The sequence below is a fragment of the Mycobacterium sp. NPDC050441 genome, from assembly GCF_040655355.1.
In the GTDB taxonomy this organism is placed as follows: Bacteria; Actinomycetota; Actinomycetes; order Mycobacteriales; family Mycobacteriaceae; genus Mycobacterium.
This window is the reverse complement of the sequence record NZ_JBFAJS010000018.1, coordinates 1-13,878: the sequence shown is the minus strand read 5'-3', so window position 1 is coordinate 13,878 and position 13,878 is coordinate 1. Positions and strand designations below refer to the sequence as shown.

The 13,878-nt window shown below is 63.1% G+C and carries 11 protein-coding genes and 2 pseudogenes; 8 read left to right on the top strand and 5 right to left on the bottom strand.

Translation table 11 applies throughout. The annotated features are described in order from the left end of the window. From AB0I14_RS31935 to AB0I14_RS31925, 3 genes and pseudogenes are all read left to right on the top strand, one after another. A pseudogene (locus AB0I14_RS31935) lies at window positions 1-117 on the top strand (hypothetical protein); the annotation flags it as partial. Next, window positions 114-269: pseudogene (locus tag AB0I14_RS31930) on the top strand (ribonucleotide-diphosphate reductase subunit beta); the annotation flags it as partial. The pseudogenes AB0I14_RS31935 and AB0I14_RS31930, both read left to right, overlap by 4 nt. A gap of 56 nt (window positions 270-325) precedes the next feature. Beyond that, complete coding sequence (locus AB0I14_RS31925) at window positions 326-1,681, top strand: protoporphyrinogen oxidase (RefSeq protein WP_358030954.1); 1,356 nt, start codon at window positions 326-328, stop codon at window positions 1,679-1,681. Between the two features lie 42 nt (window positions 1,682-1,723). Here the strand turns inward: AB0I14_RS31925 and AB0I14_RS31920 are convergent, their stop codons facing one another. Continuing rightward, window positions 1,724-3,295, bottom strand: a complete 1,572-nt coding sequence (locus AB0I14_RS31920; protein ID WP_358030951.1) for a Rieske 2Fe-2S domain-containing protein — start codon at window positions 3,293-3,295, stop codon at window positions 1,724-1,726. A gap of 79 nt (window positions 3,296-3,374) precedes the next feature. Then, window positions 3,375-4,610: a cytochrome P450 gene (locus AB0I14_RS31915; RefSeq protein ID WP_358030948.1), complete on the bottom strand. Its 1,236-nt coding sequence runs from the start codon at window positions 4,608-4,610 to the stop codon at window positions 3,375-3,377. A 337-nt stretch (window positions 4,611-4,947) separates the two neighbouring features. On the opposite strand from AB0I14_RS31915, the gene AB0I14_RS31910 reads away from it, so the two are divergent. From AB0I14_RS31910 to hsaC, 3 genes are read left to right on the top strand one after another with little or no spacing between them, the layout of a single operon-like run. Further along, window positions 4,948-6,141, top strand: a complete 1,194-nt coding sequence (locus AB0I14_RS31910) for a Rieske 2Fe-2S domain-containing protein (protein WP_358030959.1) — start codon at window positions 4,948-4,950, stop codon at window positions 6,139-6,141. Beyond that, complete coding sequence (hsaA, locus tag AB0I14_RS31905) at window positions 6,138-7,340, top strand: 3-hydroxy-9,10-secoandrosta-1,3,5(10)-triene-9,17-dione monooxygenase oxygenase subunit (RefSeq protein WP_358030945.1); 1,203 nt, start codon at window positions 6,138-6,140, stop codon at window positions 7,338-7,340. Before AB0I14_RS31910 ends, hsaA begins: the two co-directional genes overlap by 4 nt. Window positions 7,341-7,343: 3 nt before the next feature. After that, the gene (hsaC, locus tag AB0I14_RS31900) at window positions 7,344-8,276 is read left to right on the top strand and encodes an iron-dependent extradiol dioxygenase HsaC (RefSeq protein ID WP_358030942.1); all 933 of its coding nucleotides are present in this window, start codon (window positions 7,344-7,346) and stop codon (window positions 8,274-8,276) included. 62 nt (window positions 8,277-8,338) lie between these two features. On the opposite strand, the gene AB0I14_RS31895 is transcribed toward hsaC, so the two are convergent. The 3 genes from AB0I14_RS31895 to AB0I14_RS31885 form a co-directional block, all read right to left on the bottom strand. Continuing rightward, window positions 8,339-8,647 carry a WhiB family transcriptional regulator gene (locus AB0I14_RS31895; RefSeq protein ID WP_358030957.1) on the bottom strand — a complete coding sequence of 103 codons (309 nt, stop codon included), beginning with the start codon at window positions 8,645-8,647 and terminating at the stop codon, window positions 8,339-8,341. A gap of 526 nt (window positions 8,648-9,173) precedes the next feature. Then, window positions 9,174-10,700, bottom strand: a complete 1,527-nt coding sequence (locus AB0I14_RS31890) for an NAD(P)/FAD-dependent oxidoreductase (RefSeq protein WP_358030939.1) — start codon at window positions 10,698-10,700, stop codon at window positions 9,174-9,176. 106 nt (window positions 10,701-10,806) lie between these two features. Beyond that, window positions 10,807-11,823: a diiron oxygenase gene (locus AB0I14_RS31885; protein ID WP_358030936.1), complete on the bottom strand. Its 1,017-nt coding sequence runs from the start codon at window positions 11,821-11,823 to the stop codon at window positions 10,807-10,809. 554 nt (window positions 11,824-12,377) lie between these two features. Here AB0I14_RS31885 and AB0I14_RS31880 point away from each other — a divergent pair. Both AB0I14_RS31880 and AB0I14_RS31875 read left to right on the top strand, forming a co-directional pair. Further along, a complete protein-coding gene (locus AB0I14_RS31880) occupies window positions 12,378-13,301 on the top strand; it encodes a universal stress protein (RefSeq protein WP_358030933.1) in 924 nt (307 codons plus the stop codon). Between the two features lie 335 nt (window positions 13,302-13,636). Beyond that, window positions 13,637-13,878: alpha-hydroxy-acid oxidizing protein (locus AB0I14_RS31875; RefSeq protein WP_358029883.1), on the top strand; the 242-nt coding region annotated here is incomplete at its 3' end.

Sequence of the window (13,878 nt, the reverse complement as noted above, 5' to 3'; positions counted from 1 at the left end):
AACTTCACCGAACTGCCCCGGATCCGTTCGGAGCGCCCGGCGTTCGAGCTGCACTACCCGCACATGGTCGAGCGGATGCGCGCCGAGGCCCACGTCGGCCACAACAACGAACCATGACGACGCCGGGCGCGGACGAGCCGCTCCAGGAACCTTTGGAAGCGATCAACTGGTACGCAGTTACCGACCACCGGGACATCGAAGTATGGAATCGGTTGACAGCCAACTTCTGGCTCCCCGAGAAAGTGCCATTGTCCAATGACCTGGAGTCGGTTCATGCCACCGCAGTCACGACCACCGATGACGACCGGAACTGGTAGTCCCCACTATGGGTCTTTCGTATTGTGTTGTCGGCGGTGGTATTTCGGGTCTGGTGACGGCCTACCGGCTCCGGAGGTCCGCCGGTCCGGACGCGTCGATCACGTTATTCGACGGCGCTGATCGGCTCGGCGGAGTACTGCGCACCGAGCGCCTCGGCGGGCAACCATTAGATATCGGCGCCGAGGCCTTCATCACCCGCCGGCCCGAAATGCCGGCTCTACTGACCGAGATGGGACTGGCCGGCCGCCAGATCCAGACCACCGGTACGCAGCCATCGCTCTACAGCTGTGGCGAGTTGCACCCCATGCCACAGGGCACAGTGCAAGGGATCCCGACGCTGGCATCGTCGATGGTCGACCTGGTGGACAACGCATCGATCGCCCAAGTGCTCGACGAACGTATCCGCCCGATGACCTGGCACGTCGGCTCTGATCCGACCATCGCGGAACTGGTCGGCGAACGGTTCGGACAGCAGGTGGTTACCAGGTCGGTGGATCCACTGTTGGCCGGTGTATATGCGGGATCGGCGGCGAACATCGGCCTGCGCGCGGCCGCCCCGGCCGTGGCAGCCGCCCTTGATCGCGGCGCGACAAGCTTGACCGAGGCGGCGCGCAGGGCGCTGCCACCACCGGTTTTCGGCTCGGCATTCGGTGCGGTACAGGGCGGCTACTCTGTGCTCGTCGAAGAACTGCGCCGCCAGGCGGGCGCCCGTTGGGTCCAGGCGGGTATCCAGCGAGTGGATCGCGTCGCAAGCGGCTGGGAGGTGCTCGATGACGAGGGTGGCCGCTGGCCGGCCGATGCAGTCGCCCTGGCTGTTCCGGCGCCCCGGCTGCCGCCCCTGATTGAGCACCTCGCGCCGCACAGCGCGGCCGCCGCGCGCCGCATACCCGTCGCCTCGGTGGCGGTGGTAGGGCTGGCTCTTCCAGTCGGCACACCACTGCCCCAGCAGTCGGGGGTATTGATGGCCACCGGAGAACAGCTGCGCTCCAAGGCGATCACCCTGTCGTCGCGGAAATGGGGCCAGCGCGGCGACGTCGAGCTGGTGCGGGTGTCGTTCGGCCGACTGGGCGACAACCTGGTCCACAACGCCAGCGACGACGACCTGCTGTCCTGGGCACAACAGGATCTGGCCACCATCTTCGGCATTGCCGTGGAGCCCGTCGACTCTCACGTGCATCGCTGGATCGAAGCGATGCCGCAGTACCAGTCGGGCCACACCGAGTTGATCGCGGAGTTGCGGGGTGGGCTGCCGCCAACGCTGGCGGTGGCAGGCGGATATTTGGACGGAATCGGGGTTCCGGCATGCGTGGGGACGGCTACGCGCGCGGCCGAGTCACTGATGACCGCTTGCGCGACACGCTAGACGTGTGGCCTCGGGACCGAGGAGGCACGCTCCGAAAGGTAGTCAGTCAGCCGACGGTGTACGGGGGCTGCACCGCAACTCGTGGCCTTTGGTGGTCAGGCATTTGCCGTTGTCCAGGTTCCACTGCCAGCCGTGCAGGTTGCAGGTGAGGGTGTTGCCTTCCACCACACCGAATTTCGACAGGTCGGCTTTCAGGTGCGGGCAGCGGCGCTGGATCTGGAAGCCATCGAGGGTGATCGATGAGGTGTCGTCGTGGGCTTCGGCGAACCAGCCGTCGGCGTAGGCGATGCGCTCATCGGTGAGGCATTTGAAGAATGTGTACAGGTATTCGTTGTAGCCGCCCACGCGCCAGGCTTTGAACCGGGTGGACAGGAAGATGGTGTTGACCCAGTCCGGTTCGTCATCGCGGAGCACGGTGCGCACCAGTTCGGGTGGGATCGCGAAGCCGTAGCGGAATTTCTCGTCGGCGATGGGTTCGCGGACAAGGCGTTTCGGGAAGTCCAGGACCACGGTCTCGCTGTGCTCGGGGCCGGACAGCCGCAGTTCCACCGGGTAGCCGATGCCGTCGCAGATCTGGTCGGTCTGGCTCATGATCGGCTCGAACAGCGCCCGCAGTCCGGGCAGCAGGGGCGCACCGGCTGCCGGTGCCCACGAGGCTTTCTCTGCGGCCAGTACCGGGGCCATGCGTTGGGCGAAGTCCTCGATGTAGGCGGCTTTGCCGGTGGTGAAGATCGTCTCGGGGTCCTCGACCGGGTGGGTCAGTGAATCGAGTTGGGAGCCGGTGAATTCGGCGGTGCTGCCGGGAATCATCAGCAGCCCGCCGTCATGGCCGTGGCGGCGCATCTGATCCAGGAACACCACCTGGTCGGGGAAGATGTTGGCCGGGTCGCCGTGGTCGTCGTTGAGATCGCGCAGTTCGGGATCCAAAAAGCACGGCGGGCCGGCCGAGGGGATCACCCAGCTCGCCCCGACCTGCGCGATGTACTGGCGGCACCGATCCATCTGACGTTGGCGTTTCTGGATGCCGAACGCTTCTTTGGCCCGGTCGGGCATGTCATAGACCATCGGGTACCAGATGGCCCCGGAGTACTGCAGCATGTGCACATCGACCTGCCCGAAGTCGCTGTGCACCATGTCGAGGTCGACGGGGCGGCCGTCGTTCATGTTGAACACGACGGTCTGGCCGTCGTCAACCACGAGCCCTGAGTCGCCGATCGGGCCGTCTGCGGGTGCGCGCAGCGCGATGATCATCACGTCGAGGTCGCCCTTGGGGCCGCGCACGGTGTGTTTGACCGAGTCGGTGGTTTCGAAGAACCGGTGAAAGCCCAGGGCGGTCAGTTCGCGTTGCAGGTCGGGCACCGGGAAGTCGGGCAGCAGCACCACGGCGTCCTTGTTGACGTGGCGGCGCAGGTTTTCCGGGTCGAAGTGGTCCTTGTGCAGGTGTGAGACGTAGAGGTAGTCGACATCGCCCAGAGCGTCCCAGTCCAACTGCGTGTTGTCGGGGAACGGGAACCAGGAGGCGAAGTACGCGGGGTTGACCCACGGGTCGCACAAAATGCTGCCAGCCTTGGTCTCGATCAGGAAGCCGGCATGCCCGACACTGGTGACCTGCACAAACAGCCTTTCGATGGAATCAGAACGAAATAGAAGCGAAATAGGTCAGCGCCCGAACGAGTTTCGCCTGTGCAGGCGATCAGTGGCCGCCGTAATCGACCTGCCAGTGTTTGATGCCATTGAGCCAGCCGGACCTCAGCCGTTCGGGCTCTCCGATCGGTTTGAGATCGGGCATGTGATCGGCGATCGCGTTGAACATCAGGTTGATCGTCATCCGAGCCAGGTTCGCGCCGATACAGCAGTGCGCCCCGGTGCCACCGAACCCCAGATGCGGATTGGGATCACGAAGGATGTCGAACCTATGCGGGTGGTCGAAGACCTCTTCGTCGAAATTGGCTGAGCGATAGGACATCACGACCCGCTGCCCCTTCGCAATCTGCACTCCGTGAAGCTCGACATCCGCGAGGGTGGTGCGCTGGAAAGCCGACACCGGGGTGGCCCACCGGATGATCTCGTCGGCAGCGGTCTTGGGCCGGTCGCGCTTGAACAGCTCCCACTGATCGGGGTTGTGGGCGAACTCGATCATGCCGTGGGTGATCGAGTTGCGAGTGGTCTCGCTGCCCGCCACCGAAAGCATGATGACGAAGAAGCCGAATTCGTCGTCGGTGAGCTTTTCGCCGTCGATATCGGCCTGGATCAGCTTGGTCACAATGTCGTCGGTCGGATTCTTGCCGCGCTCCTCAGCCATCTTCATGGCATAGGTGATCAGCTCGAAGGACGAGGTGACCGGGTCGACGTCGGCGTACTCGGGGTCGTCACCGGCGGTCATCTCGTTGGACCAGCGGAACAGCTTGTCTCGGTCGCCTTGCGGCACACCGAGTAGTTCGGCGATAGCCTGCAGCGGCAGCTCGCAGGCGACCTGCTCGACGAAGTCGCCGGTATTCGACGCCGCGCCGGATTTGGCGATCTGCTGCGCACGGAAGTTCAGCTCGTCCTCGAGCCGAGAAAGCGCACGCGGGGTGAAGGCGCGGGAAATGATGTTGCGCAGCCGGGTGTGCTGTGGATCGTCCATGTTGAGCAGCACATTGCGCTGCAAGTCGATTGCCTCGCGGGTCATCGAGTGTGGCCAAACCGGGATCGCGCCATCCGGCGAGGTGCCGAAGACGTCATTGCGTTTCGAAACCTCTTTCACATCGACGTGCCGGGTCACCAGCCAGTAGCCCTTGTCGCCGAACCCACCGGTTCCGCCGGGAACGTCGACCCAGTGCACCGGGTCGGTACGACGTAGCTCCGCGAGTTCGGCAACGGGCAGGCTCAGTACGTTGCGCTCAGCGTCGAGGGGATCGAAGCCTTCCGCAGGATTCAGATTGACCATGAGCGAGGGCTCCCCACATTATCGGGCTGGGCGATGTAGTAGTGCACCATCACTATTGCCCTGGGCACGTGATCCAGAAAAGGGCCTTTGGTCCCTAGCCTGCCGCCGCGACATGAATCGCTGTGCATGCCAACGCAGTTCGCTTTAGTGCTACCGAAACCCGCTGCATCCCAATGGAACAGTCTGGCCATACTTGCGCGAGACGGCGCTACTCCCCACCTTCATAAACTAGGGACCTTCGTCCCTATTGCATGCCCACTGCCTGCGCTTAGTGTTTCAATCCAGTGATTTAAGGAACGTGTTCTTGTTTGCCGGTATCTGGCTGGAGGTGACGGATTTGACCAACGATTCGACTGGTGCTGCGGTGCGTGAGATCGATGTCGGGACTGCGCCGACGCGGTTTGCCCGGGGCTGGCACTGTCTGGGAATGCTGTCAGGGTTCCTGGACGGCCAGCCGCATTCGATCACCGCCTTCGGGACGAAACTGGTCGTCTTCGCCGACAGCGAGGGCGCGGTACACGTGCTTGATGCGTACTGCCGGCACCTCGGTGGTGATCTGTCGCAAGGCGAGATCAAGGAAGACGCGGTTGCGTGTCCGTTCCACGACTGGAGGTGGGCCGGTAATGGCCGCTGCACACAGGTCCCATATGCAAAGCGTGCTCCCCGACTTGCTCGTACACGTGTGTGGATATCGAGTATCCGTGCAGGTCTCCTGTTCGTCTGGCATGACCCCGAAGGGGGTGCGCCGTCGCCACATCTGGACATTCCCGACATTCCGGAGTTTCGTGACGAGGGCTGGACGGAATGGTCTTGGCGGACAGAGCTCATCGGCTCGAACTGTCGAGAGATCGTCGACAACATCGTTGATATGGCGCACTTTTACTACATCCATTTCGGCTTTCCGACCTACTTCAAGAATGTGTTCGAAGGCCAGGTAGCGTCCCAGTACCTTCGGACGATCGGCAGGCCCGACGTCAACGTGGGTGGTTCGCACTATGCGGGCGAACAGGTGCTCGATTCCGAGGCGTCCTACTTCGGCCCGTCGTTCATGATCAACCGGCTGCACAACAGCTACAGCGGATACGAAGTCGAAGCGATCCTGGTGAACTGCCACTACCCGGTGACACCGGATTCCTTTGTGTTGCAATGGGGAATCATGGTGCGTCGACCGCAAGGTCTGAGCGACGGGGCCACCGACATGTTGTTGCGGGCGTTCACCGAAGGGGTCAGTAGCGGGTTTCTGCAGGACGTGGAGATCTGGAAGAACAAGACCCGTATCGACAATCCACTTCTGGTGGAGGAAGACGGTCCGGTCTATCAGCTGCGACGGTGGTACGAACAGTTCTACGTCGACGCCGCCGATGTCACCGCGGACATGACCGATCGCTTCGAGTACGAAGTGGATACCACTGCCGCCAACGAGTACTGGCGCAATGAAGTCGCGGAGAACCTCCGACAGCGAGAAACCCCGATCACGGTCACAACAGGCCTTGGTCTCAATCAGCCCGGCGTTGGGAAGGTAGTTCAGTGACTTCTGTCAAACAGAGCATTACCCAGGAGCTTCGCGACACTCAATCAGTTCTGGACGGTGTCGACGAGTTGTTGCCGCTGTTGCGTGAGCGCGCGCAGAAGACCGAGGACCTACGCGCGATCCCTGATGAATCGTTGTCAGCGCTTGAAAACATCGGGTTCTTCACGCTGCTGCAGCCCGAACAGTGGGGTGGTCTGCAGTGTGACCCCACTGTGTACTGCGAAGCGGTGCGCCGGCTGGCCAGTGCCTGCGGCTCGACCGGCTGGGTGGCGGGCGTGCTGGCGGTGCACAACTGGCACCTGGCACTGTTCGATCAGCAGGCTCAGGAAGACGTGTGGGGCGACGACCCGTCCGCGCGGGTGTCCTCGTCCTACGCCCCGATGGGTGCGGCGCATGCCGTCGACGGGGGCTATCTGGTGTCGGGCTCCTGGCAATGGTCGTCAGGAAGTGCGCACGCCACTTGGGCCTTCGTCGGTGGCCCGGTCATCAAGGACGGCCGGCCGGTCGATTTCGGCAGCTTCCTGATCCCGCGCACCGATTACCAGATCGACGACGTCTGGAACGTCGTCGGCCTGCGCGGCACCGGCAGCAACACCGTTGTGGTCAAGGACGTGTTCGTGCCCAAGCACCGCTTCCTGTCCTACAAGGCGATGAACGACGGCACCGCCGGCGGTTATGAGACCAACACCGCTCCGGTGTACAAGATGCCTTGGGGCACAATCCACCCCACCACCATCTCGGCCCCCATCGTCGGTATGGCCTACGGCGCCTACGACGCGCACGTCGAGCACCAGGGCAAGCGTGTCCGCGCGGCCTTCGCCGGTGAGAAGGCCAAGGACGATCCGTTCGCCAAGATCCGGATCGCCGAGGCGGCCAGCGACATCGACGCCGCGTGGCGTCAGCTCTCGGGCAATGTCGCCGACGAGTACGCACTGCTGGTCGCCGGTGAGGAAATCCCGTTCGAGCTGCGGGCCCGCGCCCGTCGCGATCAGGTGCGTGCCACCGGCCGTGCGATCGCCTCGATCGACCGCCTCTTCGAGGCCTCGGGTGCCACCGCGCTGTCCAATGACGCTCCGGTGCAGCGCTTCTGGCGTGACGCGCACGCCGGTCGGGTGCACGCCGCCAACGATCCCGAGCGTGCCTACCTGATCTTCGGCAACAACGAGTTCGGCCTGCCCCCGGCCGACACGATGGTCTGATACATGACCGCCACTCAAGAGATCACGGCGAAGAGCATCCGGTCGTTGGGGTACCTGCGCATCGAGGCCACTGACATGGCGGCCTGGCGCGAGTACGGGTTGAAGGTGCTTGGGATGGTTGAGGGGAAAGGGCCCGTCGCTGGGGCGCTGTATCTGCGGATGGACGAGTTCCCTGCTCGATTGGTGATCGTCCCAGGTGAGAGTGACCGCCTGCTGTCGTCCGGCTGGGAGACTGCGAACGCCGAGGCGTTGCGCGACGTTCGGGCCGCCCTCGACCGGGCGGGCATTCCGTACCGTCAGGCCACCGCGGCCGAGCTCACCGATCGGCGCGTCGACGAGATGATTCGCTTGGATGACCCGTCGGGCAATGCGCTGGAGGTATTCCACGGCATGGCGCTTGAGCATCGCCGGGTGGTGAGCCCCTACGGGCACAAGTTCGTGACGGCCGAGCAGGGCCTGGGGCATGTGGTGTTGACCGCCCGCGATGACGCCGAATCGCTCCATTTCTATCGCGACGTACTCGGCTTCACGCTGCGGGACTCGATGCGGCTGCCCCCACAACTGGTCGGCGGGCCAGCCGGCGGCCCCCCGGCCTGGTTGCGCTTCCTCGGGGTAAACCCACGCCACCACAGCCTGGCCTTTCTCCCCGGCGAGACTGCTAGCGGGATCGTGCACCTGATGGTCGAGGTGGAGAACAGCGACGATGTCGGCCTATGCCTGGATCGTGCGTCTCGGCGTGCGGTTCCGCTGTCGGCGACGCTCGGCCGGCACGTCAACGACAAGATGATGTCCTTCTACATGAGGGCGCCGGGCGGCTTCGACCTCGAATTCGGTTGTGAAGGATTGCAGGTCGACGATGGCGATTGGATTGTGAGGGAATCGACCGCGGTCAGCCTGTGGGGTCACGACTTCGGCGTTGGATCCCGGAGTCGGTGACGGGAGTAGCGAACTTCAGGAGTCGGGAAATCGGCGGCGCTATTTGAACTCCCCCAGTTCCTCTATGTCGCAGCACTGCCTCCCTCACTGCCTGTGGGAGACAATCCCGTCAGTATGTCGCCGCGTTCATCGGCTGTCAGCCCTCCCCAGACCCCGTGCCGTTCAGGGAATCTCAGTGATTGTTTGAGGCAAGCGCGTTGTACGGGACAAGATTGGCAGATTGCTTTGGCCCTGGCCACACGTCGTCGTCGCGCCGCGGCCCTTTCGCGATCTGGACCGTAGAACACCATCGGGTCGACGTCGCGGCAGTTGCCCTGTGAACGCCAATCCGGGGAGGCCGATTCAGGTATCGGCAGTCGGCAGGTTTTCATCGGGCTGGTACTTCCCATCTACCAAGGTCGACCATAAACGTCCCCCGGACGGGGTACCCCCAATAGGTCTGCCAGTTCTGCGAACCCTGATCGAGGGTGGCGAAGTATGGAAAGCCGGATCACAAATGCTCCTTTCGCGGGTGCCGATCAGATAGAACGATTCGACCACCGCACGCCCGCTGCCGCTAGGGACTGAAGTCCCCTGCCACTGAGGGCATTTGTCAGCAGTTGTCTCAGGGGTTCCAGTGTTTGGGTCCTGATCAGGACTTGATCTGGATCCCGGACAGTGTTCCTGTGGCTCGTTGGGCGGCTGCCGAGGTCGCCTGCCTGTTCTCCTCTGCGCTGCCGCAAGCAGTCAACAGCGCGGTGGCGACGGCACCCACCATGAGTCTGTGCCCGAGCGACTGGAGATCACGTCGGGGCACAGCTGACTGCGAAACCCGCATCAGGTCCGAATGTCCTTTCACCAAGCCATTTGAGGCTTGTTCCTCGGCGCGACTGCAGCTGACGAACAACCGAAGTTGGTTCAGTCCACCGAACGGCGCGGTAAACCTGCCGTCTCCGAACGGGTCTTCGTCGCAACCCTCTCGAACGCGAGATTCGGGTCGACCACGGGGCCGTGGCGCAGCATCGCCACGTCGTGGTTGTAGTTCATCGACATCACCCACGGCCCGTCGACGCCCCGGCGAGGCATATCCGCCAGGGCCCGCTGCACGTAGCCGGCCGAGAAGTCCAGCAGTGGCAGAGTTTCCATCTCCGGATCGGCGACCGGCCACACCATGTCGTACGCGTGGGTGTCCATGTGACTCAGCAGCCGGCAGAAATGCTCGCACAACAGGTCGATCTTGAGCGTCCACGACGAGTTGGTGTAGCCGAACGCGAGGATGAAATTCGGCACGCCGGACAGCATCATGCCCTTGTAGGCCACCGTCTGAGTCAGGTCCACAGGCACTTCATCGACGCTCAGCGTCATCCCGCCGAGCAATTTGATGTTCAATCCCGTTGCGGTGATGATGATGTCGGCGTCGAGCTCGCGTCCGGACTCCAGCAGGATTCCGTTCTCGGTGAACGTCGCGACGCGGTCGGTGACCACCGAGGCGCTGCCGTTGCTGATGGCCTTGAACAGGTCACCGTCGGGCACCGCGCACAGCCGCTGATCCCACGGGTTGTAGTGGGGGCTGAAGTGCTCGTCCACCGGATACCCGGCGGGCAGCTTGGCGGCGTTGATCCACCGGATCACGGCTCGGGCGGCTTTCGGATACTTCTGGCAGAACGTGTACACCCCGCGTTGCTTGAGGATGTTCTTGCGCCGGGCCGCTGCATAGCCCAGGCGATCGCCCAGCAACCGCCTGGCGGTGTTGGCAAACTTGTCCTTGGCCGGCACCGGCATCACATACGTCGGTGATCGCTGCAGCATGGTCACGTGGGCAGCCGTGCCCGCCATCGACGGGACCAGCGTGACCGCCGTGGCACCGCTGCCGATCACGACAACCTCCTTGCCGGTGTAGTCGAGGTCCTCGGGCCAGTGCTGGGGGTGCACGATCTGTCCGGTGAACCGGCCCTGGCCTTCGAAGTGCGGGGTGTAGCCCTGGTCGTAGCGGTAGTACCCGCCACCGCAGAACAGCCAGCTCGCCGAAATCTGCACGAGTTCTGGATCTGACCCGTCACTGTCGGTCCGCTCGATGTCCACAGTCCAGGAAGCCCGGGCCGAATCCCAGGCCGCGCCGAGCACCTTGTGGTGGAACCGGATGTGGCGGTCGATGCCGTTCTCCGAGACGGTCTCGTGCAGGTAGTCCAAGATCTTGTCGGCCGTGGCGATGGCATGCTCGTCGCGCCACGGCTTGAACTCGTAGCCGAAGGTATGCAGGTCTGAGTCCGACCGAATCCCCGGGTAGCGGAACAGGTCCCAGGTACCACCGATCGCGCTGCGGGCTTCCAGGATTGCGTAGCTGCGGCCCGGGTGTTCGCGCTGCAGGTAGTAGGCGGCACCGATGCCGGAGATGCCGGCGCCGATGATCAGCACGTCGACGTGTTCAAAATCAGTCATAGCCAACCAAGCCTTTCGCTGTACGGGATTGTCTGTGCTGCGAGCCCACCGGGTTTGTCGACGCCGCCGGAATCGTCAGGAGCCCAATCGGTATCCACTGGGTGGGCGGTGGCTAGACGGCGGAAAGTAGGTGCTGGCGTTGCGGTTCACTGCGGTAGCGGCTCGGCGGGCCATCGATCTTGCAGATCCGCCACACCAGCTTGGCGATCGGGTTCATCAGGCCGGTGTCGTGGCACAGCATGCGGACATCGCCGAACATGTCGCGCAGTATCTTGCGCGACTCGGGCGAACGGAAGAACAGCTCCTTGCGCACCGAGCGCGGGATGTCGAATTCCTTCCAGAACGCGCGCGGCGGCACGATGATCGCCGAGCACAGGATGCGCATGGTCAACGGCACGAACAGCGACAGCAGCAGCCGCTGGTGAAAGCGCAGGTTCGGCACCCGCTTGTGCAGGTACTGGTGCGCGAAGGACATGTGCCGGGCTTCCTCGGCCACGTGAATCGCCATGACCCGTTCCATGATCGGGTGCAGTGCCTTGCCCTCGCGCAGCACGTTCTTCTGCGTGTGGTCGATGGGCTCCTCGCCCGCGAGAATGCCGAAGAAGAACGGGATCGGCAGCGGGCCCGCGGTGAGCGGGATGAGCGGCTGCACCCACTTGAGCATCCGCGGCATGCCCGGCACGTCCATGCCGATGCGGTTGACCATCTCCTGGAACATCAGATTGTGGTTGCACTCCTCAATCGATTCGTGCAGGCAGTACCGGTATTCCGGCGAACCGTTGGGCACCCAGAACGAGTACTCCATCAGGCCGCGGATCAGGATGTTCTCGAACTGCTCGCCGACCTTGGCGACGTTGGCCTGGCGCCACATGCCGATCTCGATCTGCCGCTCCACCGGCTGCTCCTGGTACCACGCGTGAGCACCGATCGGGTCAGAGTCCGGCAGGATCCAACGCGGGTCGTCTGCTTTGACAGCGAACGCTGGTGTATCCCACTCGATGTCCTTGTACGGATTAAAGCTGCGTCGCACTGACCCCTCCGACAAGGTCGACAGCATCTCGACATACCGACTGTCGTCGCTGACGTCCATGTTCTTGCGCCACCGCGTGAGCATCTTGGTCCGAGCCATGTCGCAGACCTCCCATTCGGGGTTTACATAAACCCGCTTCGTGTACACAAACGGTACCGGCGGTATCCCTATCGGCGGGTAGGGCCAAAAGACCCTATTGGTATGGACAATCGCGTTCGGCCGTCGGTATAAACCCGGTGCGGTGGCCGCCTTCGAACAGCGTGATGCAAGGCGCTCTCTCACCGAGACGGGCGGCGCGTCGATGTTGAGGACCAAGGACTCTTCACTTGGTCCGCCTGGGTGCACCAATCTGGGTATGACGGGCTGACCGGGGAAAGGAGTCCAACCAACATGCGGCCGATGTTGGGGAACACCCCGCCGCGCGACGACGACGTGCCAACGTCACAGCCGTCTGCCCGAGCTGCCCACTGAAACACGCTTGGTCGCGTGATCGTTCAGATTGACTGAACAGCAAGGGATCTGGGTGGAGATGACCGCTGCCGAACGCGGCGTCAGGTTGCCGGAGAAATCCGAACGCAAGGAGCGATGAGCCGAGTTGGTTTCATCGCGATGTCACGCAGCCGAAACGATATCAAGGAGTTCTATTGCCCGGGATGGGAAACACGTTTGACGGTACCGCCAAGATACTTGTCGGCATTGACGGATCGGTGTCAGCCCTTGACGCAGCTGCTTGGGCGGCACGCGAGGCAGAACGGCGGAATGTCTCGGTGCGGCTGGTCCACATCGTCGATCCCGGTGAGGCAGAGATCGAGTTAGGTCCTTGGTCGCAGCTGCGAATACTGAAGTACCTGGAGTCCAAGGCTGTTGGCTTGCTGGCTGAAGCCCAGCAGAGGGTAGCGGCGGTGTGCACGGAGATGGCGGTTGAGACATCGTGCATCACGGGCCGACCCCTGCCGACCCTGATTGCAATGTCGCGAGAGGCACTGCTGACGGTGGTGGGATCGAGCCGCGCCGAATCACCGGGCGGAGTTCATGCCGGGTCGGTAGCGGTATCCGTGAGCGCGCATGGTTACGGCCCAGTGGTCGTTGTCCGTGGGGTACACAACGATTCCCCAGAACAACAGCAGCAGATGGTCGTAGTAGGTGTCGATAGCTCCGAGGCCGCTGACATCGCTACCGAGTGGGCATTCGAGGAAGCGGCGCTGCGCGGCGTTGATCTCACGGCCGTCTTCAGCTGTGGTGAACTGCCCGGCAGCCTCACGGATCCGGCATCCGAACCACAATGGTGGCTGGATTATCAAGCGCATCAGAAACAATCGCTGGTTGAGCGCATCGCGCGGTGGAGCGAACGCCATCCCGACGTGGTCGCGCATTGCGCGGTAACCACCGGTCGGCCGGCGTGGGCATTGATGCGTTGGGCGCACGAAGCGCAGCTGATCGTGGTTGGTAGTCGGGGGCGCAATGAATTTGTGGGTTCCGTCCTGGGCTCGACCAGTCACACCCTCATTCATCATGCACCGTGCCCGGTAATGATCGTGCCGTCGAGAGCCTCCTCGAACCGCAGTGGTCAGCCGTAGGCATCCCTGAGCATTCCCAACCCTGCGGCCTCACATTCGATTGCCTCTCCCCCGTGGCTGGCTCGTGTCGGTTGCAGTGAACCGAAAAGCTAGTGCACTCATATCTTGGCCTGGAAGATGTTTGATGATCAGATCGCTGAGAAGTGTTGGAAACAAGTGACGTCCGGCCCTAGCTGAGACGGTGGAGGATACTTCTATCGTGGAATCGTGAGTATTGATGTTGGGCGCACTGCCATAAACACTGCACTGCCTTGTGGCGCACAGCGATGCCGATGTGTCGGGGCAACCCGGCCAAGTGATTCCGGTCTGCGTACTCGGACGGGGAGGTAGCTGCCATGGCCTATGGCGACTATCAACTTGAGATCTACCTGCAGGGGCTGTCGGGTGTGTTGCCGAGCATGCCGATGGATTACGCGGGCCTGGAGGCCAAGGCTCAGGCGGCTATGCCGGCTTCCATCTGGTCGTATGTGGCCGGTGGGGCGGGCGACGAGCGCACCCAGCGGGTCAATCGCACCGCCTTCGACCGGTGGGGGTTGATGCCGCGGATGTTGAATGCGCATCGGGACCGCGATCTGTC